The following is a 22,668-nucleotide window of genomic DNA, read 5'->3' as shown; positions in this document are numbered from 1 at the left end:
CCGCCCTTAGGGTCCCCAGGGTGACCAGCCGTCCGAACGGAGAGCCGCTCGTCCGCCTGTCCGGCGTGAACAAGTGGTTCGGCGAACTGCACGTCCTGCAGGACATCGACCTCGACATCGCCCGTGGCGAGGTCGTCGTCGTCATCGGCCCGTCGGGATCGGGCAAGTCCACGCTGTGCCGTGCGATCAACCGGCTCGAGCCCATCGAGAAGGGCGAGATCACCATCGACGGCGAGCGCCTGCCCGAGGAGGGCAAGGAGCTCGCCCGCCTGCGCGCCGACGTCGGCATGGTGTTCCAGAGCTTCAACCTCTTCGCCCACAAGACCGTCCTGGAGAACGTCACCCTCGGGCCGGTCAAGGTGCGCAAGAAGTCGAAGGCCGACGCCGACAAGCGGGCCCGCGAGCTGCTCGACCGGGTCGGGGTCTCCAGCCAGGCCGACAAGTACCCGGCCCAGCTCTCCGGCGGGCAGCAGCAGCGCGTCGCGATCGCCCGGGCCCTGGCCATGGAGCCGAAGGTCATGCTCTTCGACGAGCCGACCTCCGCTCTGGACCCCGAGATGATCAACGAGGTCCTCGACGTCATGGTCGGCCTGGCGAGGGACGGCATGACGATGGTCGTCGTCACCCACGAGATGGGCTTCGCCCGCAAGGCGGGCAATCGGGTGGTCTTCATGGACGGCGGCCGCATCGTCGAGGCGGCGGAACCCGAGTCGTTCTTCACCAACCCGCAGTCGGACCGCGCCAAGGACTTCCTGTCCAAGATCCTCACCCACTGAACGCACGAGACCGTCCAAGCGAGAGGACCCCCACCATGACCTTCCGGCGCACCGCTCTGGTAGCCACCCTGTCCGTCGTCGCCCTGACCGCCGCCGCCTGCGGCGGTGGCGACGAGGAGACCGCCACCGACGTCCCCGTCGCCGAGGCCCCCGAGTTCGAGGCCGGCACGACGATGGCCGAGCTCGCCGAGGCCGGCTCGATGACCGTCGGCACGAAGTACGACCAGCCCTTCTTCGGCCTCGAGGGCCTCGGCGGAGAGCTGGAGGGCTTCGACGTCGAGATCGCGAAGATCATCGCCGCCGAGCTCGGCATCGCCCCCGAGGACATCGACTGGGAGGAGACCCCCTCGTCGGTCCGCGAGGAGGTCATCGAGGGCGGCGAGGTCGACATGGTCGTCGCCACGTACACCATCAACGCGGAGCGGGCCGAGCGGATCACCTTCGCCGGGCCGTACTACGAGGCCGGCCAGCAGATCATGGTCCTCTCGGAGAACGACGAGATCACCGGCCCGGAGTACTTCACCGAGAACCCGGACGCCACCATCTGCAGCGTCCGCGGGTCGACGCCCTCGGAGCAGATCCGGCCCTACCTCGCCAACGAGGGCCAGCTGACGCTGTTCGACGAGTACTCGCAGTGCGCCGACTCGCTGAGCACCGGCCAGGTGGACGCGGTGACGACGGACAACGTGATCCTGCTGGGCTTCGTGTCGGAGTCCGACGGCGAGTTCAAGCTCGTCGGCGAGCAGTTCACCGAGGAGCCGTACGGCATCGGGATCGAGAAGGGCGACGTCGAGTTCTGCCAGTTCATCAACGAGACGCTGGCCGCCAACGAGGAGGCCTACGTCGCCGCGTGGGAGGCCACCGCGGGCCAGATCGAGGGCACCCAGACCCCCGAGCTGCCCGAGCCCAACGAGTGCGTCTGACCACCTGAACGTTCCGCGACCGGCCGGCCCACGGGCCGGCCGGTCGCGGACCCCACTTCCGATCCGTCCGCAACACCAGCGAGGGAGAGCCCGTGAGCCCGGTGTTCGAGAACTTCGGCGCCTTCGTCGACGGTTTTCTGACCTCGCTGAGCATCATCCTCTGGGCGCTGGTCGGTTCCCTGGTCCTCGGGATCGTGATCGCCGCGTGCCGGGTCTCGCCGATCCCGCCGCTGCGCGCGTTCGGCACGTTCTGGGTGACCACCTTCCGCAACACCCCGCTGACGGTGGTGCTGTTCTTCTGCGCCTTCGGGTTGCCGGAGATCGGCATCAACAACTCGTTCTTCTTCTTCGGCGTGCTCGGGCTGGTGCTCTACACGTCCGCGTTCGTCTGCGAGGCGGTGCGGTCGGGGATCAACTCCGTCCCCGCCGGCCAGGCGGAGGCGGCGCGCTCGGTCGGGCTGAACTTCACCCAGGGGCTGCGCTACGTCGTCCTGCCGCAGGCGCTGCGCACGGTGGTGCCACCGCTGGGCAGCGTCGTCATCGCGATGTTCAAGAACTCCGCCGTCGTCGGCGCCTTCGGCGTCGGGGGCGAACTCTGGGGAACCGGTCTCACGCTGACCAGCGCCCGAGGCTTCGAGACGCTGCCGATCTTCACCGGCGTCGCGATCGGCTACCTGTGCATCACACTGCCGGCGGGAGCCCTGCTGCAGGTCCTCGAGCGAAAGGTGGCGATCGCCCGGTGAGCCGGCAGGAGAGCGTGCTCTACGACGCCCAGGGGCCGAAGGCCCGGCGGCGGACCCTGATCGGCACCGGCGTCGCCGTGCTGGTCCTGTTGGGCCTGGCCTACCTGGTGGTGCAGCGGCTGGCGGAGCGGGACCAGTTCTCCATGGAGCTGTGGGGCCCGCTCATCAATCCGGGCAACGAGAGCTTCGAGGCCGTCTGGCGGCTCATCGGCGAGGGCATCCGCAACACCCTGATCGCCGCGGCCCTGGCGATGACCCTGTCCATCGTGCTCGGCACGGTCATCGCCGTGGCCCGGTTGTCGCTGGGGAGGATCGGCAGGATCCCGCTCATCGGCTTCGTCGAGGTCTTCCGCGGGTTGCCGGTCGTCGTGCTCGTCTACTTCGGGGTACGGGTGCTCGACGACGTCGGTGTCGACCTGAGCGGCCTGCCCGGGGGGCAGGTGCTGTGGGGTCTGGTCCTCGGCCTCACCGCCTACAACATGGTGGTCTTCGCCGAGATCGTCCGGGCCGGCGTCGCCTCGCTGCCGAAGGGGCAGCGGGAGGCAGCGCTGGCGACCGGGCTGACGCCGGGTCAGACGATGCGGATCGTCCTCCTGCCCCAGGCGTTCCGCACCATGCTGCCGGCGATCATCAGCCAGCTGGTCGTCGTGCTGAAGGACACCTCGCTGGTCACCTTCATCGCCAACTACGACGAGTTGCTCAGCCAGGGCGAGAGCATCCGCCGCAACCTGGACAACCCGATCCAGACTTTCACGGTGATCGCCCTGCTCTACATCGCGATCAACTACGCGCTGGGCCGGCTGGCCCAGTACGTGGAGCGCCGCCAGTCCCGAGCTCGTACCACCGGTGGCGAGGCGGAGGCCGAGGCCACCGACGGCATCGAGGGCGCACCGGTCCGCACCGGCTCCTGACCCGCTCCGCCCGCCGTGGAACGCCGCCACCCCCGGCGCGCCGATGACCGGGACGGAGAGTGGCTGCGACGAGACTGGTCGTAACCATGGAGACGATGCATGCGGCCGGGCGCCGCAACCTGCCCCCGGTCCCCCGGACCTCTGCCGAGACGATCCCGCCCGCCCCGCAGGCGGCCCCGGCCCCGGTGGCCGCCCCGGCGGTCCCGGACGCGACCGCGCGCCTCGACGCCGGCCAGGCTTTCGTGACCCGGCTGCGCGCCGCCGCTGCGGCGTTCGCGGACGCGGCCGGGGCGGAGAGCGCCGTCGTCCGGGAGGTCGTGCCGCCGGCCCGGCATCGGCGCGCGCGCTGCCGGGTGGTGTTCCGCTCCCCGGACGGCGCCGAGTCCGACCTGACCTTCGTCGGGGAGCGCCGACGGGCGGGCGCACCTGCGATCGAGGAGCTCGACGGCGGGATCATCCGCTGGCTCGCCGACGGTCAGCAGCGGGACCCCGCCTGGCTCATGGCCGACGAGGAGTCCACCGACGGGCTGGCCATCGACCTGACCGCCTGGCTCGCCGCCGGCTGAGCGGGCGGAGACGACGCGAGGCGGCCCGGAGCATCCGCGCCGCCTCGCCGTGTGCCGGGCGACGTGCCGTGGCTCAGGGCAGCGCCCTCTCCTCGTCGAACTCGGCGAGGGGGTCGTCGGCGTCCTCCGCCGCGCCGATCTCGTCGAGCACTTCGCGGACCACGGCAGCCGCCAGGCCGCCGTTGTAGCCCTTGCGGGCCAGCATGCCCATCAGCCGGCGGGTGGCCGTCTGGCGGTCCAGCCGGCGCATCCCTCGCGCCCGGCGCTCCACCAGCCGGCGAGCTGCCTCCCGCTCGTCGTCGTCATCGACCAGTTGCACGGCCTCCGCCGCGGTCTCCGGGTCGACCCCCTTGGCGCGGAGCTCAGCGGAGAGCGCCCGGCGGGCGAGCCCGCGGCCCGCCTGTCGGCTGCTGACCCAGGCGCGGGCGAACGACGCGTCGTCGATGAGCCCCACCTCGGTGAACCGGTCGAGCACGGCCTCGGCCGCGTCGTCCGGCACACCCTTCACGGCGAGGAGGTCGGCGAGCTGCTGACGGGTCTTCGGCGCCCCGGTCAGCGCGCGGAGGCAGATGCCTCGCGCCACCTGCTCCGGATCACCGGGGTCGTCCTCCGGGGAACCAGGGGCGACGTCCGGGGTCAGGGGATCGTCGCCGCCCGGCGTCCGCGGGCGCCGGCCGCCCCGGGTCTCCCCGAAGGCGCGCCGGCGGCTCGGTGGCCGTCCGTCCACCGGCAGGTCAGAAGTCGGGGGCGTCGACCGGCGCCGGGGCGTCGAGTTTCGGGCCGATGCCGAGCTTCTCCTTGACCTTCTTCTCGATCTCGTCGGCCAGGTCGGGGTTGTCCCGCAGGAAGTTCCGGACGTTCTCCTTGCCCTGGCCCAGCTGGTCGCCCTCGTAGGTGTACCAGGCGCCGGACTTCTTCACGAAACCCTGCTCGACACCGGCGTCGACGATGCCGCCCTCGCGGCTGAAGCCCTGACCCCAGAGGATGTCGAGCTCGGCCTGCTTGAAGGGCGCGGCCACCTTGTTCTTGACGACCTTGATGCGCGTGCGGCTGCCGATCGCATCGGTGCCCTGCTTGAGGGTCTCGATACGGCGGACGTCGAGCCGGACGGACGAGTAGAACTTCAGCGCGCGACCACCGGTGGTGACCTCGGGCGAGCCGTAGACCACGCCGACCTTCTCGCGCAGCTGGTTGATGAAGATCGCCGTCGTCCCGGAGTTGCTGAGCGCGCCGGTGATCTTCCGCAGCGCCTGGCTCATCAGGCGGGCCTGCAGACCCACGTGGCTGTCACCCATCTCGCCCTCGATCTCGGCGCGGGGCACCAGGGCGGCCACGGAGTCGATGACGATGATGTCGAGCGCGCCGGAGCGGATCAGCATGTCGGCGATCTCGAGGGCCTGCTCACCGGTGTCGGGCTGGCTGACCAGGAGGGCGTCGGTGTCCACGCCGATGGCACGGGCGTACTCCGGGTCGAGCGCGTGCTCGGCGTCGATGAAGGCGGCGATGCCGCCGTTGGCCTGGGCGTTGGCCACCGCGTGCAGGGCGACCGTGGTCTTGCCGGAGGACTCCGGCCCGTAGACCTCGACGACCCGGCCGCGCGGGAGACCGCCGATGCCGAGGGCGATGTCGAGGGCGATCGAACCGGTCGGGATGACCTTGATCGCCTGGGCGGCCTCGTCGCCCAGCCGCATGACCGAGCCCTTGCCGAACTGCTTGTCGATCTGGGCGAGGGCCATGTCGAGGGCCTTGTCGCGGTCGAGCGTTGCTGCCATGGTGCGTCACCTTCGGTTCGCGAGAAGCGGGTCGGGACCGACGCTAGGGCGAGGCACCGACAGTTTTCGGGTTCCGGGGCGGGCTGGGGAGAACCGGCCGCCCTGTGGACGCCACAGTAGGCCGAACACCTGTTCGATCGCCAGGCCGACACGCCGGGCCTGGAACCCGGTCGGTGGTCAGCGCTCCTTGGCCGGCACGTCGAAGGCCTCGCACACGGCCAGCCACACCTTGCGCACGGGCAGGCCGGCCTCGATGGCGTCCAGCGCCGTGCGCCCGCCGAGGTCGGAGAACACGTGGTCGCGGGCCACGCTCTGGGCGCGCATCGGCCCGAACTGACCGTCCAGACGGGACCAGAACTCCTGCAGGCGCACACCCCGACGCTAACCCGTCCGCACCCGCGCGCGCCGCTGCCGTCCTACGCTCGGCGCATGATCCCGGGCACCGGCTCCGCGACGCTCGACACCGTCCTCGAGATCGGCATCGTGGTCGCGCTCGTCACACTGATCGTGCTGCTGATCAGGAACTACCGCGGGCGCTGACCCGCGCACCCAGCCACACCACGACCAGCGGCAGCACCAGCGCCGCGGAGACGCCGGACACCAGGCCGAACCCGCCCCAGGCCAGCAGCGGGCCGCCGACCACCCCGGCCAGCGCCGCCCCGAGGCCCATCAGCATGTCGGTGCCGCCCTGCGCGGTCGGCCGCAGCTCCGGCCCCACCGATGACGTGACGAGCGCGGATCCCGCGATCAGACCGCACGACCAGCCCAGGCCGAGCAGCAGCAGCCCGGCGCCGAGCTGCACCGGGTCCGCGGGTGCCGCCGTCCCCGCCACCGCCGCCGCGGCCAGCAGCAGCCCGGCCCCCAGGGCCACGACCGACGGCGCCCCCACCCGGTCGGCGAGCATCCCGACCAGCGGGGAGAACAGGTACATCCCGGCGACGTGCACGCTGATGACCAGCCCGACCAGGCGCAGCACCGTCCCTTCGGGGCCGCCGGCGTGCCCCATGTGCACCGGCGTCATCACCATGACCCCGACCATGACGGAGTGGGCCACCACCACCGAGGTGATCCCGAGCCGCCCGGCCGGGGTGGCCCACACTGCGCGCAGGGCCGTACCGGTGGCCCGCCGCGGCCGGGGACCGTCGCCGCCCCCGCCGAGCGACCGGGCCAGCAGCAGCGGATCAGGGCGCAGCAGCAGGAGGAAACCCGCGGCCACCAGCCCGAACACGATTGCCGACACCACGAAGACGCCGCCGAGGGCAGGCAGCCCCAGCGCCTCGCCGAGCTCGGCACCGGGCGCGGCCAGGTTGGGGCCGACGACGGAGCCCACCGTCGTGGCCCACACGACCAGGGAGAGCGACCTGCCGCGGTGCTCGGGCTCGGCCAGGTCGGCGGCGGCGTAGCGCGACTGCAGGCCGCACGCCGTGGCGGCACCGAACAGGAAGAGCCCGCAGAGCAGCAGGAGCAGGGACGACGCCGCCGCCGCGACGACGGTCAGCACCGCGCCGACCACGCTGAGGCCGTAGCCGACGGCCAGCCCCGCCCGCCGGCCGGCACCGTCGCTGATCCGGGCCAGCGGTACCGCCAGGACCGCCGCACCCAGGACGCCGGCGGTCTGCCCGAGGCCGGCCGCGGAGTCGGTCCCGGCGACGTCGCGGGCCAGCAGCCCGCCGGCCGTGATCCCGACGGTGACGCCGAGCCCCGCCAGCGCCACGCCGCCGCTGAGGACGCCCAGCGTGCGGCGCTGCACGCGGGCGACGTCGACCGTGACCTCGGGCTGCTGCAGCGGTCCCAACGTGCGCTCCCTCCCCGGGCGGGTGGTTCCCGCCCGCCGGCGTCCCCGCCGACCAGCGAAGTGTCGTACACGGCGGGGACACTGAGCGCGTGTCCGCCCGCCCGACCTCCGGCCCCTCCCAGGGTCCCGGCGCCCTGGCCCGCTTCTCGGAGCCGACCCGCGCCTGGTTCACCGGCGCCTTCGAGCGGCCGACGAGCGCCCAGGAGGGCGCCTGGCAGGCGATCAGCAGCGGCGAGCACGCCCTCGTGGTGGCGCCCACCGGCTCGGGCAAGACGCTGGCCGCGTTCCTCTGGTCGCTCGACCGGCTGGCCGCCACCCCGCCGGCCGACGAGCGGACGCGCTGCCGGGTGCTCTACGTCTCGCCGTTGAAGGCCCTGGCCGTCGACGTCGAGCGCAACCTGCGTGCCCCGCTGGCCGGGATCGGCCAGGCCGCCGCGCGGCTCGGGCTGCCCCGGCCGGAGATCACGGTCGGCATCCGCTCCGGTGACACCCCGGCCGACGAGCGGCGCACCTTCGCCCGCCGGCCGCCCGACATCCTCATCACCACGCCCGAGTCGCTGTTCCTCCTGCTCACCAGCCAGGCGCGGGAGGCGCTGCGCGGGGTCGAGACGGTGATCGTCGACGAGGTGCACGCCGTCACCGACTCCAAGCGGGGCGCGCACCTGGCCGTCTCCCTCGACCGGCTCGACGAGCTCCTGGAGCGGCCGGCGCAGCGGATCGGGCTGTCGGCCACCGTTCGGCCGATCGAGGAGGTCGCCACCTTCCTCGCGGGCGGGCGCCCGGTGCAGGTCGTCTCCCCCGGCTCGACGAAGCAGTGGGACCTCTCGGTGGTCGTCCCGGTCGAGGACATGAGCGAGCTGGGTCAGCCGACCGGTGGGCTGGAGGGCTCGGCGGCCGGGAACCAGCCGCGCACCTCGATCTGGCCCGCGGTCGAGGAACGGGTGCTGGACCTGGTCCAGGCGCACCGCAGCACGATCGTCTTCGCCAACTCGCGCCGCCTCGCCGAGCGGCTGACCAGCCGGCTCAACGAGCTGGCCTACGAGCGGCAGACCGGCGAACCGGTGCCGCCGGGCACGAACGCCGCGGCGCTCATGGCGCAGGCGGGCTCGGGCGGTGGCCTGCCGAAGGCGTTCCAGCCGGTCGCGGCCGCCCACCACGGCTCGGTCTCCCGCGAGCAGCGGGCGATCGTGGAGGAGGCGCTGAAGTCCGGTCGGCTGCCCGCCGTCGTCGCGACCTCCAGCCTCGAGCTCGGCATCGACATGGGCGCGGTCGACCTGGTCGTCCAGGTCGAGGCGCCACCCACGGTCGCCAGCGGCCTGCAGCGGGTCGGCCGCGCCGGCCACCAGGTCGGGGCGGTCAGCCGCGGGGTGCTGTTCCCGAAGTACCGCGGCGACCTGGTGCAGTGCGCGCTGGTCGCCGAGCGGATGCAGGCCGGCGCCATCGAGTCCATCCGCTACCTGCGCAACCCGCTCGACGTGCTCGCCCAGCAGATCGTCGCGATCGTCTCCGAGCGACCGCGCACCGTCGACGAGGTCGGGGCGCTGGTGCGCCGGTCGGCGGCGTTCTCCTCGCTGCCGGAGTCGGCGCTGCACGCCGTCCTCGACATGCTCGCCGGGCGCTACCCCTCCGACGCCTTCGCCGAGCTGCGCCCGCGCCTCACCTGGGACCGCGTCACCGACACCCTCACCGCGCGCGCCGGCGCCCAGCGGCTGGCCGTCACCAGCGGCGGCACCATCCCCGACCGCGGCCTGTTCGGCGTCTTCCTCGTCGGGGGCGAGGGCACCGGCGGCCGCCGCGTCGGCGAGTTGGACGAGGAGATGGTCTACGAGTCGCGGACCGGCGACGTCTTCCTCCTGGGCTCCTCGTCCTGGCGGATCGAGGAGATCACCCACGACCGCGTGCTGGTCACCCCCGCGCCCGGCCAGCCGGGGAAGATGCCGTTCTGGCACGGCGACGCCCCCGGCCGGCCGCTGGAGCTCGGTCGCGCGCTCGGCGCATTCCTGCGCGAGGTCGGGTCGGCGACGCCGGAGGCCGGCCTGGAGCGGGCGCGCGCCGCCGGCCTCGACGAGTGGGGCGCGGCGAACCTGGCCGCGTACCTGGCCGAGCAGAAGGCGGCGACCGGCCACCTCCCCGACGACCGGACGCTGCTGGTCGAGCGCTTCCGCGACGAGCTGGGCGACTGGCGGCTGGTCGTCCACTCCCCCTTCGGCGCCCAGGTCAACGCCCCGTGGGCGCTGGTGCTCGCCGCTCGGCTGCGGGAGCGCTACGGCGTCGACGTCGCCTCCATGCACTCCGACGACGGCATCGTGCTGCGGCTGCCCGACACGACCGGCGAGCCGCCGGAGGGCGATCTGGCCGTCCTCGACCCCGACGACGTCGAGCGCGAGGTCACCGCCGAGGTGGGCAGCTCGGCGCTGTTCGCCAGCCGGTTCCGCGAGTGCGCCGCCCGAGCGCTTCTCCTCCCCCGGCGCGATCCCCGCCGCCGCACCCCGCTGTGGCAGCAGCGCCAGCGCGCCGCCCAGCTGCTGGGCGTGGCCAGCGAGTTCTCCTCCTTCCCGATCACGCTCGAGGCGGCCCGCGAGGTGCTGCAGGACGTCTACGACGTCCCCGGGCTCATCGAGCTGATGACGGACGTCCGGGCCCGGCGGGTGCGGGTCGTCGACGTGCAGACGCAAGCCGCCTCACCCTTCGCCCAGTCGCTGCTGTTCGGCTACGTCGGCCAGTTCCTCTACGAGGGCGACGCCCCGCTGGCCGAGCGCCGCGCCCAGGCGCTCGCGCTCGACACCGGCCTGCTCGCCGAGCTGCTCGGCCGCTCCGAGCTGCGCGAGCTGCTCGACGCCGAGGCGATCACCGAGATCGAGGCGGAGCTGCAGCGGCTGCCCCAGCCACGGCACCCGCGCGACGTCGACGGCGCCGGCGACCTGCTCCGCGTGGTCGGCGACCTCACCGCGGCCGAGGCCGCGCGCCGGGGGGTGCCGCAGGAGTGGCTCGAGGAGCTCGTCGCCGCCCGCCGGGCGCTGGTCGTCCGCATCGCCGGCGAGGAGCGGTACGTCGCCATCGAGGACGCCGGCCGGCTCCGCGACGCCCTGGGCACCGCGCTCCCCGTCGGCGTGCCCGAGGTCTTCACCGAGCCCGTCGCCGACCCGCTGGGCGACCTGGTCGGCCGCTACGCGCGCACCCACGGCCCCTTCCAGCCGGCCGAGGCCGCCACCCGGCTGGGCCTCGGGGTCGCCGTGGTCACCGCGACGGTCCAGCGGCTCACCGGCACCGGCCGGCTCGTCTCCGGTGAGTTCCGCCCTGGTGGCACCGGCCAGGAGTGGTGCGACGCCGACGTGCTGCGCTCCATCCGCCGCCGCAGCCTGGCCAGGCTGCGCCAGGAGGTCGAGCCGGTGCCCACCGGCACGCTGGCGCGCTTCACGCCGTCCTGGCAGGCGGTGGGCAGCCGGCTCCGCGGTGCCGACGGCGTGCTCGCGGTCGTCGAGCAGCTCGCCGGGGCCCTCGTGCCCGCCAGCGCCCTGGAGTCGCTGGTGCTGCCGGCCCGGGTCCGCGACTACTCCCCCGCGATGCTCGACGAGCTGACCAGTGCCGGCGAGGTGCTGTGGGCCGGCGCCGGCGGCCTGCCCGGCGGGGACGGCTGGATCAGCCTGGTGCCCGCCGACCTCGCGCCGCTGCTGCTGCCCGAGCAGCTGGAGGTCGCCGGGGAGGGGCAGCCCGTGCTCGACCTGCTCGCGGGCGGCCAGGCGATGTTCTTCCGCGGCCTCTCCGACGCCCTCGGTGCCACCGACGACGCCGCCCTGGCCGACCTGGTCTGGGACCTGGTGTGGGCCGGCGCGCTGACCAACGACACCCTGGCCCCGCTGCGCACCCGGCTCGGTGGCGGCGGCACCCACAAGCGGGCCGCCGCCGCGCCGCGGGTCACCCGCAGCCGGTACGGGCGCCCGCGGCTGACCCGCGCCGCCATGCCCACCCGGGGCGGCCCGCCCACGGTGGCCGGGCGCTGGTCGCGGCTCCCCGAACGGGAGGCCAACGCCACCCGGCGCACCACCGCGCGGGCCGAGGCGCTGCTGGAGCGGCACGGCGTGCTGACCCGGGGCGCCGTCATGGCCGAGCAGGTGGCCGGTGGCTTCTCCGCCGTCTACCCGGTGCTGCGCGCGTTCGAGGAGAACGGGCGGGCCCGCCGCGGCTACTTCGTCGAGACCCTCGGCGCAGCCCAGTTCGGCACCCCCGGCTCGGTCGACCGGCTGCGCAGCTTCGCCTCGCCGGACCGCGTGCCGGCCGGCGCCGTCGTGCTGGCCGCGACCGACCCGGCCAACGTCTACGGGGCCGCGCTGCCGTGGCCCGAGCGGCCCGGGAGCGAGGACGCCGCCGTCGACCTCGGCGAGGGCACCGGCGGCCGGAAGTCGGGGCACCGGGCCGGGCGCAAGGCGGGCGCGCTGGTCGTCCTGGTCGACGGCGACCTGGTGCTCTACGTCGAGCGCGGCGGCAAGACGCTGCTGTCGTGGACCGAGGACGAGCAGGCGCTCAAGGAGGCGGCGACGGCGCTGTCCGGGGCGGTGTCGGCCGGCGCACTCGGCCGCATGGTGGTGCAGAAGACCGACGGCGCCTCGGTGCACGAGTCGACGCCGCTCAGCAACGCGCTGCAGGCGGCCGGGTTCGCCGCCACGCCCCGGGGCCTGCGGCTGCGGGGCTGAGCGACCTCAGGGAGTTCAGCGGCGCCGGGAGCTCTGCAGCCACGGGGCGCACCAGCGGCTCAGCCGCGGCATGAGCAGGCGCAGCGCGGTGACGACGTAGACGGCCGAGAGCAGCAGCCGCAGCGCCCAGGGCCAGCCCTCGACGAGGGGCAGGGCGAGCAGCTGGAAGCTCGAAGTGAACGCCAGGACGACGGCGACGGTGAGCAGCCAGCTCCGCCAGGCCGGCCCCGGCCGGGGCGGGACGGCGAAGAAGCTCTCCAGCCCCACCGCCCGCGCGACCCGCTCGTCCTCGACCATCTCCGGCAGCCGCGCGAGGAACGCCTGCCGCTCCGGCGAGCGCTCCCACGCGGCGAGCGCATCGGCGTCGGTGAAGCGGTAGACCAGGTGGTACTCGGAGCTGCCCTCGCCCGGGTGGAGCAGCGATGCCCCCAGGTTGCTGGGGTAGTTCGCCGCCTCGGCCAGCACCGCGCCGGCCGCCCGCTCGAACGCCGCCCGCCGGTCGGGCCGCACCACGCGGGCGACGGTCACGGTGACCGGCTGGTGGTCGGGGGCGGTGGGGGCGCCCCCGAGCCGGGTGCGCAGTCGCAGGGGCACGCTCACGGACGGAGCAGCGCGCCGGGCGGCGGGCGCCTTCCCGGTTGTCGGACCTCTCACACCCAGGGGGCAGGTCGGCGCGCCGCCGGGGATCATGGTCGGCGTGCCCGAGGGAGACACCGTCTGGCTGGCGGCGAAGCGGATGAACACCGCGCTCGCCGGCGGCACGCTGCGCCGCGGCGAGTTCCGGCTCCCCCAGCTGGCCGCCCTGGACCTCGCCGGCGCCGCGGTCACCGAGGTGGTCCCCCGCGGCAAGCACCTGCTGATCCGGCTCGCCGACGGGCGCACGCTGCGCACCCACTTCCGGATGGACGGCAGCTGGCACATCTACCGGCCCGGCGCCCGCTGGCGGGGCGGCCCCGGCTACGACGTCCGGGTCGTCCTGGCCACCGACGAGTGGGAGTGCGTCGGCTACCGGTTGCACGACGTCGACATCGTCCCGACGGCCGAGGAGGACCGGCTCGTCGGCCACCTCGGCCCCGACATCCTGGGCCCCGACTGGGACCTCGACGAGGCGCTGCGCCGGATCCGCGCCTCTCCCGGCGAACAGGTGGGCGTCGCGATCCTCGACCAGCGCAACGTGGCCGGGATCGGCAACCTCTACAAGGTCGAGTCGCTGTTCCTGCTCGGCCTGCACCCCTGGGCGCGGGTGGCCGATGCCGACGGCCGGCTGGCGCCGCTGCTGGAACGGGCCCAGCGGCTCATGCGCGCGAACCTCGAGCACCCCGAGCAGAGCACCACCGGCGACCTGCGCCGCGGCCAGGACCACTGGGTCTACGGGCGGAAGGGCAAGCCGTGCCGGCGCTGCGGAACGCCGATCCTGATGGGCGACCAGGGGCCCCACCTGCAGGAGCGGGTCACCTACTGGTGCCCGCGCTGCCAGGTGGCGGACTCTCCCATCGCCCCGACGGCGCGCACCGGCGAACCGGGCCGGCCGCGACCGATCGCCACGCCCGGCTGAACGCCCTCCGCCCCGCCGCCCGGGCAGGGGCGGCGGGGCGGAGAAGTCGCCGCGTCAGGCGGGTCGGAGCGGGGGTCGACCCGGTCAGGCCGGGTCGGGCCGCTCCGCGGGCTGGGCCTGGGGCTGGGTGGCCTGCTCCGGTGCCGGCGTCCCCTGCTCGATCGCGCCCGCCGCACCGCTGCCCTCGACGGCCGGCGTGCCCGCCCCGCCCATCGATGCGCGGATCTGGTCCAGCCGCGAGGCTCCGGCCACGTCGAGCGTCGCCTTCTGCACCTCGAGCATGCGGCCCTCGACCGAGGACTGCGCCAGCTCGGCCTGGCCGAGCGCGTTGGCGTAGCGCGCCTCGATCTTGTCGCGCACCTCGCCCAGGCTCGGGGTGTTGCCCGGCGCGGAGAGCTCGTTGACCTGCTTCATGGAGGCGGCGACGTGCTCCTGCATCTTCGCCTGCTCCAGCTGGCTCATCAGCTTGGTGCGCTCGGCCAGCGTCGTCTGCAGCCGCATGCGGGACTGCTCCACCGCGCCGCGCGCCTGCTCGGCGGCCTGCAGCGCCTCGTCGTGGCTGCGCTTGAGGTCCTCCATCGACTGCTCCGCGGCCACCAGCTGGGTGGCGAACGCCTGCGCGGCCTGCTCGTACTCCGACGCCTTCGCCGCGTCCCCCTTGCCCCGCGTCTGGTCGGCCAGCACGAGCGCCTGGCGGGCGGAGGACTGCAGCTTCTCGACCTCGCTCAGCTGCCGGTTCAGCCGCATCTCCAGCTGCCGCTGGTTGCCCAGCACCGCGGCGGCCTGGTTGGCCAGCGACTGGTGCCGCTGCTGCTCGGCCTCGATCGCCTGCGCGATCTGGATCTTCGGGTCGGCCCGCTGGTCGATCTGGGCGTTGGCCGAAGCGGTGAGGTACTTCCACAGCTTCACGAACGGGTTGGGCATGGGGTCCTCCTGCTCCGGCGCGGTCGCCGGCCCGGCGATGCTCGTGCCCAGCATCGTCCCAGGTGATCACCCTCGGCAACCGACGCGGGCCGTCCGCGCCGCGGCTAGTGTGCCGGGCGTGCCGCCTGCCACGCCCGTCCTCTGCGTCCTCGGCGAGCTCGTGGTCGACCTGCTGCCCGTCCCCGGGGCCACCGACGGCAGCACCGCGCCGCACTACGTGGCCCGCCCCGGCGGCAACGCGCTCAACGTCGCCGTCGCCGCCGCCCGCCTCGGGGCCCCGGTGCGGCTGCTCGCCCGGCTGGGCACCGGCCCGCTGGCCGCCGACCTGCGCCGGCACGCCGAGCTGGCCGGCGTCGACACGGCCGGTTTCGTCGACGCCGCCGAGCCGGTCAGCCTGGCCGTGGTCGGCGTCGGCGCCGACGGCTCCCCCGACTACGGCTTCCACGTGCTCGGCGCCGCCGACTGGCAGTGGACCGACGAGGAGCTGGACGAGGTGCTGCCCGAGGCGGTCGGCGCGCTCCACGTCGGCTCCATCTCCAGCTGGACCGAGCCGGGGAGCGGGGCGATCGCCCGGCTGGTCCACCGGCTGGCGGGCCGGGCGCTGATCAGCGTCGACCCGAACATCCGCCCGATGCTGGCCGAGGGCCCCGTCGGCGCCTCGCTCGGCAACGACCGGGCCGCCGTGACCGGCCGCCTGGACGAGCTCCTCCGGCAGGCCGACGTCGTGAAGGTCAGCGCCGAGGACCTGGCCTGGCTGGAACCCGGCACCACCGACCTGGACGAGGCGGCACGCCGCTGGGCGGAGCGCGGGCCGGCGCTGGTGGTCCTCACCGACGGCGGCGCGCCGCTGCGGATCGCCCGTCCCGGCCGGCTCGTGCTGCGCCGGGATATCCCCCGCGTGCCGGTGGTCGACACCGTCGGTGCCGGTGACTCCCTGGCCGCCGGGCTGCTGACCGGCCTGCTGGGTGCGGGGCTCGCCACGAGGACCGCCCTGGACGCCGCCGCGGACGACCAGCTGCTGCCGCTGGTGGAGGACGCCGCCCTCGTGGCCGCGGTCAACTGCACCCGCATCGGCGCCGATCCCCCCACCCGCGCCGAGCTGGCCGCGGCGCGGGGCGACCGGTGACCGCCGGCGCCCTCCGGTTGGTCGGCTTCGAGGAGCTCTCCGCCGGTGCCCTGCGCGGCCGGCTGCTCGCCCGGCGCACCGAGTTCTGGGCCGGCTCGCCGCTCGACGACGACGCCGTCGCGGCGCTGCACGACCCGGTGTTCTTCCACCAGCTCGGCGGCTTCGGCGCGGTCGCCCTCACCTCGGACGAGGAGGACGCCGGCTACCTGCTCGGCGTGGTGAGCGCCGACCGGCTCGCCGTCGTCCAAGCCGTCGCGGTCCACCCGGACTGGCGGGGTCGCGGGGTCGCGACCCGGCTGCTGGAGCGCTTCGCGGCCCTCGCGGCCGGGGTGGGGGCCCGGGCCGCGCAGGCGGTCGCCCTGCCGGGGGACGCCGGCGCCGCCGCGCTGGCCGCCCGCCTCGGGGCCTCCCCGGCCCCCTCCCCCGGCCACGCCGGACCCGGGGCCGACCGGGTGGTGTTCACCCGCCGCCTGCCGCTGGCGCCCCCGGTTCAGCCGGCGGATCCCAGGAGCTGAGCCAGCAGCGCCGCCTGCCGGCGCCGCTGCGTGGTGAGCCCCGGCTGCAGCACCACGCCGAGGAGCCACCGCCCGGCCAGCTGCGCCCCGTCGTCGTCGGTGCCGAGCACCGCGGCCAGCCGCCCGGTGAGCTCGGCCCACGCCTCGGCGTCCGGCGCCAGCAGCCCGAGCAGCCGGTCCGGCTCGGTGCCGGCGAGCCGGCGCAGCACCGGATGGGTGCCGAGCTCGTCGGCGAGCGCGGCGAGCGCCTCGGCAGGAGGCAGGGCCGCGGTGAGGCCGGTGAGCCGCTGCAGCTCCGCCGCCAGCAGGGCCCGCGCCACCTCGTCCTTGGTGCGGAAGTAGTTGTAGAGCGTGGCCTTGGCGACCCCGGCCGCGGCCGCGACCGATTGCATGGTGGTGCGCCGGAGCCCCTCGGCCGCGAAGGCCCGGGCGGCGCCCGCGAGGAGCTCCGCCCGGGTGCGGTTCACGCCGGGGAAGGCCTCAGGCGGCGAGCGACACCGCGTCGCGCCGTCGGGCGGTGCGCCCCTGCCCGGCACCGACGAGGGCCAGCGCGGGCTCGGCCGCCGCGTCGGACGGCTGCGGCGCCGCCGCGGTCTCGGCGGTGGCCGCGGCCTCGCCGGAGCTCGCCAGCGGGCGGACGTCCGCGCCGGCTCCGGCACCACGCAGCTCGAGGCTCACCTCGGCGAGCAGGTCGGCCAGCTGCACCTCGAGGGCATCGCAGATGGAGGCGAGCAGCTCCGAGGAGGCCTCCTTCTGCCCCCGCTCCACCTCGGAGAGGTAGCCGAGGCTGACCCGGGCGGCACCGGAGACGTCGCGCAACGTGCGGTGCTGACGCAGCCGGTGGCCGCGCAGGGTGTTCCCGAGCTGGGTGCGCAGCAGCGTCATGGCCGTCTCCTGTCCTGCGAGCGGGGAAGCGGCGGTGCCATCGGGCACCGTGCGCTCACGGTACGCGGCGCGCGCGCTGTCAGCTCACCGACGGGGCCGAGTCCGCTCATGGCGTAACGCCGTCACCCGGGTGGGCGTTCCCGTCGAGGCGGTCCCGGAGCGCGGCGAACGCGCTGGCCACCGCGCCGGAGCGGACGGCGGCGCGGTCACCCGGGAGGGCCAGCCGGACGACGTCGGTGCGCTGCCCGTCGCTGAGGCCGAGGTAGACCGTGCCGGGGCCGTGCCCGTCGACGGGGTCGGGGCCGGCGACACCGGTGAGCCCGACGCCGAAGGATGCCGAGCACCGGGTGCGGATCCCCTCGGCCAGCGCCGCCGCCGTCTGCGGGCTCACCGGCCCGTGGGCGGCGAGCAGGTCGGCGGGCACCCCGGCGAGCGCGGTCTTCAGGTCGGTGGCGTAGACGACGGCACCCCCGCGCAGCGTGGCGCTGGCGCCGGGCACCGAGGCGAGCGTGGCGCAGAGGAGCCCCGCGGTGAGCGACTCGGCGGCCGCCACGGTCGCGCCGCGGGCCAGCAGCGCCCGGTGCACCTCGCCGGCGAGCGCCTCGAGCGTCGGCCCGGCGACCGGGTCCGCCATCAGGCCGCGGTGTCGCGGCGGGTGCCGGGGCCGGCACCCGCCGCCCGGCGCGCGGCGGCCGCGCGCATGGCGCGGGCGCTGGTCTGCCGCAGCGTGATGGCGCGGTAGACGTAGTCCAGGCCGGTCAGCACGGTCAGCAGCACGGCCGCGGCCATGACCCACCAGCGGGTCGTCGCGAGTGCGCCGCTCAGCGGCAGGATGTACAGGCCGATCGCGAGCGACTGGAGCACGGTCTTGGCCTTGCCCCCGCGGCTGGCGGCGATGACGCCGTCCCGGATGACCCAGAAGCGCAGCAGGGTGACCCCCACCTCGCGCACCAGGATGACCGCGGTGACCCACCAGGGCAGCAGGGCGAGCACGGAGAGCCCGATCAGCGCGGTGCCGGTCAACGCCTTGTCGGCGATCGGGTCGGCGAGCTTGCCGAACTCGGTGACCTGACCGGTCCGCCGGGCGATGAGCCCGTCGTAGCGGTCGGTGAGGATCGCCAGGCCGAAGACCAGCGTGGCCCAGTAGCGGCTGCTGTCGTCGAGGTTCTCGTCCTGCAGCAGGAGGACGGCGAAGACGGGGACCACGGCCAGCCGCAGCACGGTGAGCGCGTTGGGCAGGTTGACCAGCCGCACCGACTGGGGTGGCGTCGCTGCCGGGTCGGGGGCCACGTCGCTCACCTGGGTCACCGCCCGGCCGCGGTGGCGGCCGGCACGCGGGCGGCGGCGACCAGGTCGATGCCCTCGGTGCCGACGACCTCGGCCGGCACCACCTGCCCGGCGGCAGCGCCGGCCGGGACACCGCTGACCGTGGTGGTGCCGTCCGCGTCCGGGTCCTGGTGGGCAGCGTGCCCGAGCCAGACCCCGGGGCCCTCCTCCGCGGAGAGGTCCTCGGTGAGCAGCACCTCGACGTGCTCGCCGATCCGCTCCTCGGCGCGCTGCGCGGTCAGCTCCTCGACGAGGTCGGTGATCCGGCGGACGCGCGCGTCGATCTCGGCCTGGTCGAGCTTGCCGGGCAGCCGCACGGCCTCGGTGCCCTCCTCGTCGGAGTACCCGAACACACCGACCGCGTCCAGGCGGCCCTCGGTGAGGAAGCGCTCCAGCTCCACGACGTCGTCCTCGGTCTCCCCGGGGAAGCCGAGGATGACGTTGGTGCGGAAGCCGGCGCCGGGCGCGAGGCTGCGGGCCCGGTCGATGGTGCGGAGGAAGTCCTCGGTACCGCCGAACCGGCGCATGCGGCGCAGCAGCGTCGGCGACGAGTGCTGGAAGGACAGGTCGAAGTACGGGGCGACACCTTCCGTGCCGGCGATGACCTCCAGCAGGCCGGGGCGCAGCTCCGCCGGCTGCAGGTAGGCCACCCGCACCCGCACGATCCCCTCGACGGCGGCCAGCTGCGGCAGCAGCTTCTCCAGCGAGCGCAGGTCGCCGAGGTCCTTGCCGTAGGAGGTGGAGTTCTCGCTGACCAGCACCAGCTCGGTGACGCCCTGGGAGGCCAGCCACTGCGCCTCGGACAGCACCTCGGCCGGCGGGCGCGAGACGAAGGCGCCGCGGAAGGTCGGGATCGCGCAGAACGCACAGCGCCGGTCGCAGCCCGACGCCAGCTTGATCGCGGCGGACGGCCCGGCGGCCAGCCGGCGGCGGCGCAGCCAGTCGTGGCCGGGGATGGCCGGCCCGGCGTCCTCGACCCGGCCACCGGCGCCGGCGAGGACCGCCGAGCGCTCCACCGGGCTGATCGGCAGCAGCGTGCGCCGGTCCCGCGGGGTGTGCGGTACGAGGGGGCGGCCGGCGAGGACGTCGTCGAGACGCCCGCCGATCTGCGCGTAGTCGTCGAAGCCCAGGACGGTGGCCTCGGGCAGCGCGTCGGCGAGCTCGGCGCCGTAGCGCTCGGCCATGCAGCCGACGGCGACGACGGAGGCGCCGGAGTCGGTCGCGGCGAGGATCGCGTCGACCGAGTCCTTCTTGGCGGTCTCGATGAACCCGCAGGTGTTGACGAGCACCGCGTCGGCACCGTCGGCGTCCTCGACGAGCTCGTACCCCTCGGCGGCGAGCCGGCCGGCGAGCTCCTCGGAGTCGACCTCGTTGCGTGCGCACCCGAGGGTCACCACGGCCACGGTCCGGGCAGGGCTGGGCGTGGCTGTCACCCGCCCATCGTAGGTGAAGGACCCCCGTGCCCTCCGTCACTCGCGGGCTCGCGACGGGACCCTGCACGGGGGCCGTCTCCGGTGGCGGTCCGGAACCCGGCCACCACCCTGATCATTCGCCGCCGCGGAGGGTGAACAGCGTCGCCTCGAGCTCGTCCGGCTTGACCAGCACGTCGCGTGCCTTGGACCCCTCCGACGGCCCGACGATGCCGCGGCTCTCCATCAGGTCCATCAGCCGGCCGGCCTTGGCGAACCCGACCCGCAGCTTGCGCTGCAGCATCGACGTCGACCCGAACTGGCTGGTGACGATCAGCTCCACGGCCTGCAGCAGCAGGTCGAGGTCACCGCCGATGTCCTCGTCGATCTCCTTCTTCTCGCCGGTGGATCCGGCGGAGAAGACCTCCTCGCGGTACTCCGGCTCGGCCTGCCGCTTGCTGAACTCGACGACCGCCTCGATCTCGGCGTCGGACACGAAGGCGCCCTGGACGCGCATCGGCTTGCCCGCACCGATGGGCATGAAGAGCGCGTCGCCCATGCCGATGAGCTTCTCGGCACCGGGCTGGTCGAGGATGACCCGGCTGTCGGTGAGGCTCGAGGTCGAGAAGGCCAGCCGCGACGGCACGTTGGCCTTGATTAGCCCGGTGACGACGTCGACCGAGGGGCGCTGCGTGGCCAGGATCAGGTGGATGCCGGCGGCACGCGCCTTCTGGGTGATCCGGACGATGTGCTCCTCCACGTCGCGCGGGGCCACCATCATCAGGTCGGCGAGCTCGTCGACGATCGCCAGGATGTACGGGTAGCGGCGGTAGACGCGCTCGCTACCGGGCGGCACCGCGATCTCGCCCTTGTCGACCTTGCGGTTGAAGTCGTCGATGTGCCGCACCCCGGTGGACTTCATGTCCTGGTAGCGCTGTTCCATCTCCTCGACCAGCCAGGCCAGCGCGGTCGCGGCCTTCTTGGGGTCGGTGATGATCGGCGTGATCAGGTGCGGGATGCCGTCGTAGGGCGTCAGCTCGACCATCTTCGGGTCGACCAGGATCATCCGCAGCTGGTCGGGCGTCGCGCGCAGCAGCAACGAGGTCAGGATCGAGTTGACGCAGCTCGACTTACCGGCACCGGTGGCGCCGGCGACCAGGAGGTGCGGCATCTTCGCCAGGTTCGCGCAGACGAACCCGCCCTCGATGTCCTTGCCGAGGCCGACCAGCATCGGGTGCGGGTCCTGCTTGGCCGCCTGCGAGCGCAGCACGTCGCCCAGGCTGACCTTCTCGCGGTCGGTGTTCGGCACCTCGATGCCGACGGCGGACTTGCCGGGGATCGGCGCCAGGATGCGGATGTTGTCGTTGGCCACCGCGTAGGCCATGTTCCGGGTCAGGGCGGTGATCTTCTCGACCTTCACGCCCTGGCCGAGCTCCACCTCGTAGCGCGTGACCGTCGGGCCGCGGGTGAACCCGGTGACGGCGGCGTCGATGTTGAACTGGTCGAGGACGCCGCTGATCGCCTCGATGGCGACGTCGTTGGCCTTGGAGCGGGCGCGCGGCGGGTCGCCGGGGCGCAGCGTGGACAGCGACGGCAGCACGTAGTCGCCCTCGACCGGCTGGATGGACAGCTGCTCCGGCTCGGTGATGGGCGGCAGCTCCTCCGGAGGGGAGGTGCGATCGACGACCGGGACCGACGGACGCGCAGCCGGCACCGGTGGCGGGGCGGCGAGGACCGTGTGCTCCGGGTCGGTGGTGCGGGTGGCCTCGGGCGCCTCGGCGTAGGCACCGTGGTCGATCGGGCCGGTGGTGAGCAGGTCCTCGGACAGGGAGGTGCGGCGCCGGCGGCTCTTCGGCGCGGGCTCCTCGTCCTCCTCGTCGTCGTAGTCGTCCTCGTCGTACTCGTCGTGGTCGTCGCGGCCGAGCAGGCGGTCGGTGAACTCGCGCGTGCGCTCGGGGATCTGGTGCACCGGCGTCGCGGTGATCACGAGCAGGCCGAAGAAGGCCAGCAAGCCGAGCAGCACGACGGTGACGACCGCCCCGACCCCGGCGACGAGCGGCGTGCCGACGGCCCAGCCGACCAGCCCGCCCGAGCCCGGCTCGCCGCTCTCGGGGACGGCGGGGGTGCCGACGACGTGGGCGATGCCGAGGACCGAGGCGACGGTGCACAGCCAGCCGATGGCCAGCCGGCCGCGCGCCTCCGGGCGGGGGCCGCGCCGGAGGAGCCGCAGGGCCGCGAAGAGGAGGACGACGGGCAGCACCATCACCAGCGAGCCGATGATCCAGCGCACGCCGTCGGTGAACGCGGCGCCGACCGGGCCGATGCCGTTGCTCCAGGCGGCCGCGCCGAGCACGATCGCCAGCCCGAGGACGGCGAGGCCGACCCCGTCGCGGCGGTGCTCGGGGGCCAGCGGCTCGGCCTCCTCGGGCCGGGCGACCGACCGGGCCAGCCCGCCGGCCCCGCGGGCGAGCAGGTTCCAGCCCCCGCTGGCGATGCGCCAGACCGAGCCGCCGGACGACGGCTTCTTGCGGGCCGGCTGCCGCCGGTTGGGCGCCCGCTTGGCAGAGGGGCGCTTCTTGCTCGCCGCCGTCGATCCCGATCGGCTGCGGGTGGCGGCCGGCCGGCGGTTCGGCGTGGTGCGGGCAGGCATGCGTCAGACCGTAATCCGAGGCGGGGCCGGGACGCGGCAGGCAGGGCGCCGTGTCTCCCGGCGCCGGCGTTCATCACCTCACCCGGGCCCCTACGCCGAGC

At 74.6% G+C, this 22,668-nt stretch carries 21 protein-coding genes; 9 read left to right on the top strand and 12 right to left on the bottom strand.

What is annotated here, in order from left to right; all coding sequences use genetic code 11:
• Window positions 1–20 precede the first annotated feature (20 nt).
• The 5 genes from BMW62_RS07980 to BMW62_RS07960 all read left to right on the top strand — a co-directional run bounded on the left by BMW62_RS07980 (window position 21) and on the right by BMW62_RS07960 (window position 3,919).
• A complete protein-coding gene (locus tag BMW62_RS07980) occupies window positions 21–776 on the top strand; it encodes an amino acid ABC transporter ATP-binding protein (protein WP_091930329.1) in 756 nt (251 codons plus the stop codon).
• A gap of 35 nt (window positions 777–811) precedes the next feature.
• On the top strand, window positions 812–1,699 hold the full coding sequence (locus tag BMW62_RS07975; protein WP_091930328.1) for a transporter substrate-binding domain-containing protein: 888 nt from the start codon (window positions 812–814) through the stop codon (window positions 1,697–1,699).
• A 92-nt stretch (window positions 1,700–1,791) separates the two neighbouring features.
• Window positions 1,792–2,442: an amino acid ABC transporter permease gene (locus BMW62_RS07970; RefSeq protein WP_091930327.1), complete on the top strand. Its 651-nt coding sequence runs from the start codon at window positions 1,792–1,794 to the stop codon at window positions 2,440–2,442.
• On the top strand, window positions 2,439–3,353 hold the full coding sequence (locus BMW62_RS07965; protein ID WP_091930326.1) for an amino acid ABC transporter permease: 915 nt from the start codon (window positions 2,439–2,441) through the stop codon (window positions 3,351–3,353). The genes BMW62_RS07970 and BMW62_RS07965 overlap by 4 nt, the downstream gene beginning before the upstream one ends.
• Window positions 3,354–3,439: 86 nt before the next feature.
• On the top strand, window positions 3,440–3,919 hold the full coding sequence (locus BMW62_RS07960) for a hypothetical protein (protein WP_091930325.1): 480 nt from the start codon (window positions 3,440–3,442) through the stop codon (window positions 3,917–3,919).
• A gap of 73 nt (window positions 3,920–3,992) precedes the next feature.
• Here the strand turns inward: BMW62_RS07960 and BMW62_RS07955 are convergent, their stop codons facing one another.
• The 4 genes from BMW62_RS07955 to BMW62_RS07940 form a co-directional block, all read right to left on the bottom strand.
• Window positions 3,993–4,646, bottom strand: a complete 654-nt coding sequence (locus BMW62_RS07955; protein ID WP_244523905.1) for a regulatory protein RecX — start codon at window positions 4,644–4,646, stop codon at window positions 3,993–3,995.
• A gap of 7 nt (window positions 4,647–4,653) precedes the next feature.
• Window positions 4,654–5,691 carry a recombinase RecA gene (gene recA / locus BMW62_RS07950; protein ID WP_091930323.1) on the bottom strand — a complete coding sequence of 346 codons (1,038 nt, stop codon included), beginning with the start codon at window positions 5,689–5,691 and terminating at the stop codon, window positions 4,654–4,656.
• 177 nt (window positions 5,692–5,868) lie between these two features.
• Complete coding sequence (locus BMW62_RS07945) at window positions 5,869–6,063, bottom strand: DUF3046 domain-containing protein (protein WP_091930322.1); 195 nt, start codon at window positions 6,061–6,063, stop codon at window positions 5,869–5,871.
• A gap of 145 nt (window positions 6,064–6,208) precedes the next feature.
• Entirely contained in the window at window positions 6,209–7,486 is a 1,278-nt protein-coding gene (locus BMW62_RS07940) for an MFS transporter (protein WP_244523904.1), read from the bottom strand.
• Between the two features lie 89 nt (window positions 7,487–7,575).
• Between BMW62_RS07940 and BMW62_RS07935 the strand changes: the two genes are divergently transcribed.
• Window positions 7,576–12,177: an ATP-dependent helicase gene (locus tag BMW62_RS07935; RefSeq protein WP_091930321.1), complete on the top strand. Its 4,602-nt coding sequence runs from the start codon at window positions 7,576–7,578 to the stop codon at window positions 12,175–12,177.
• Between the two features lie 15 nt (window positions 12,178–12,192).
• Here the strand turns inward: BMW62_RS07935 and BMW62_RS07930 are convergent, their stop codons facing one another.
• Window positions 12,193–12,777: an antibiotic biosynthesis monooxygenase gene (locus BMW62_RS07930; RefSeq protein ID WP_244523903.1), complete on the bottom strand. Its 585-nt coding sequence runs from the start codon at window positions 12,775–12,777 to the stop codon at window positions 12,193–12,195.
• 97 nt (window positions 12,778–12,874) lie between these two features.
• Here BMW62_RS07930 and BMW62_RS07925 point away from each other — a divergent pair, with 97 nt between their 5' ends.
• Complete coding sequence (locus tag BMW62_RS07925) at window positions 12,875–13,732, top strand: DNA-formamidopyrimidine glycosylase family protein (protein WP_091930320.1); 858 nt, start codon at window positions 12,875–12,877, stop codon at window positions 13,730–13,732.
• An 84-nt stretch (window positions 13,733–13,816) separates the two neighbouring features.
• Here BMW62_RS07925 and BMW62_RS07920 read toward each other — a convergent pair whose 3' ends face one another.
• The gene (locus BMW62_RS07920) at window positions 13,817–14,710 is read right to left on the bottom strand and encodes a PspA/IM30 family protein (RefSeq protein WP_280138626.1); all 894 of its coding nucleotides are present in this window, start codon (window positions 14,708–14,710) and stop codon (window positions 13,817–13,819) included.
• Window positions 14,711–14,774: 64 nt separating this feature from the next.
• Between BMW62_RS07920 and BMW62_RS07915 the strand changes: the two genes are divergently transcribed.
• Window positions 14,775–15,782: a PfkB family carbohydrate kinase gene (locus BMW62_RS07915; RefSeq protein ID WP_244523902.1), complete on the top strand. Its 1,008-nt coding sequence runs from the start codon at window positions 14,775–14,777 to the stop codon at window positions 15,780–15,782.
• The gene (locus BMW62_RS07910; RefSeq protein WP_170852272.1) at window positions 15,779–16,297 is read left to right on the top strand and encodes a GNAT family N-acetyltransferase; all 519 of its coding nucleotides are present in this window, start codon (window positions 15,779–15,781) and stop codon (window positions 16,295–16,297) included. The genes BMW62_RS07915 and BMW62_RS07910 overlap by 4 nt, the downstream gene beginning before the upstream one ends.
• On the opposite strand, the gene BMW62_RS07905 is transcribed toward BMW62_RS07910, so the two are convergent.
• The 6 genes from BMW62_RS07905 to BMW62_RS07880 all read right to left on the bottom strand — a co-directional run bounded on the left by BMW62_RS07905 (window position 16,273) and on the right by BMW62_RS07880 (window position 22,567).
• Window positions 16,273–16,764 carry a TetR family transcriptional regulator gene (locus BMW62_RS07905; protein WP_091930317.1) on the bottom strand — a complete coding sequence of 164 codons (492 nt, stop codon included), beginning with the start codon at window positions 16,762–16,764 and terminating at the stop codon, window positions 16,273–16,275. The genes BMW62_RS07910 and BMW62_RS07905 overlap by 25 nt on opposite strands.
• A gap of 13 nt (window positions 16,765–16,777) precedes the next feature.
• Window positions 16,778–17,182, bottom strand: a complete 405-nt coding sequence (locus tag BMW62_RS07900; RefSeq protein WP_091930316.1) for a helix-turn-helix domain-containing protein — start codon at window positions 17,180–17,182, stop codon at window positions 16,778–16,780.
• A 106-nt stretch (window positions 17,183–17,288) separates the two neighbouring features.
• Window positions 17,289–17,816 carry a CinA family protein gene (locus tag BMW62_RS07895; protein WP_091930315.1) on the bottom strand — a complete coding sequence of 176 codons (528 nt, stop codon included), beginning with the start codon at window positions 17,814–17,816 and terminating at the stop codon, window positions 17,289–17,291.
• Entirely contained in the window at window positions 17,816–18,481 is a 666-nt protein-coding gene (gene pgsA / locus BMW62_RS07890; RefSeq protein ID WP_244523901.1) for a CDP-diacylglycerol--glycerol-3-phosphate 3-phosphatidyltransferase, read from the bottom strand. Before pgsA ends, BMW62_RS07895 begins: the two co-directional genes overlap by 1 nt.
• Before the next feature lie 5 nt (window positions 18,482–18,486).
• Window positions 18,487–19,941 carry a 30S ribosomal protein S12 methylthiotransferase RimO gene (gene rimO, locus BMW62_RS07885; protein WP_091930313.1) on the bottom strand — a complete coding sequence of 485 codons (1,455 nt, stop codon included), beginning with the start codon at window positions 19,939–19,941 and terminating at the stop codon, window positions 18,487–18,489.
• A 112-nt stretch (window positions 19,942–20,053) separates the two neighbouring features.
• Complete coding sequence (locus BMW62_RS07880; RefSeq protein ID WP_091930312.1) at window positions 20,054–22,567, bottom strand: DNA translocase FtsK; 2,514 nt, start codon at window positions 22,565–22,567, stop codon at window positions 20,054–20,056.
• Between the last annotated feature and the right edge of the window lie 101 nt (window positions 22,568–22,668).

The sequence above is a fragment of the Blastococcus sp. DSM 46786 genome (assembly GCF_900109665.1).
In the GTDB taxonomy this organism is placed as follows: Bacteria; Actinomycetota; Actinomycetes; order Mycobacteriales; family Geodermatophilaceae; genus Blastococcus; species Blastococcus carthaginiensis.
This window is presented reverse-complemented; position numbering and strand designations above follow the sequence as displayed.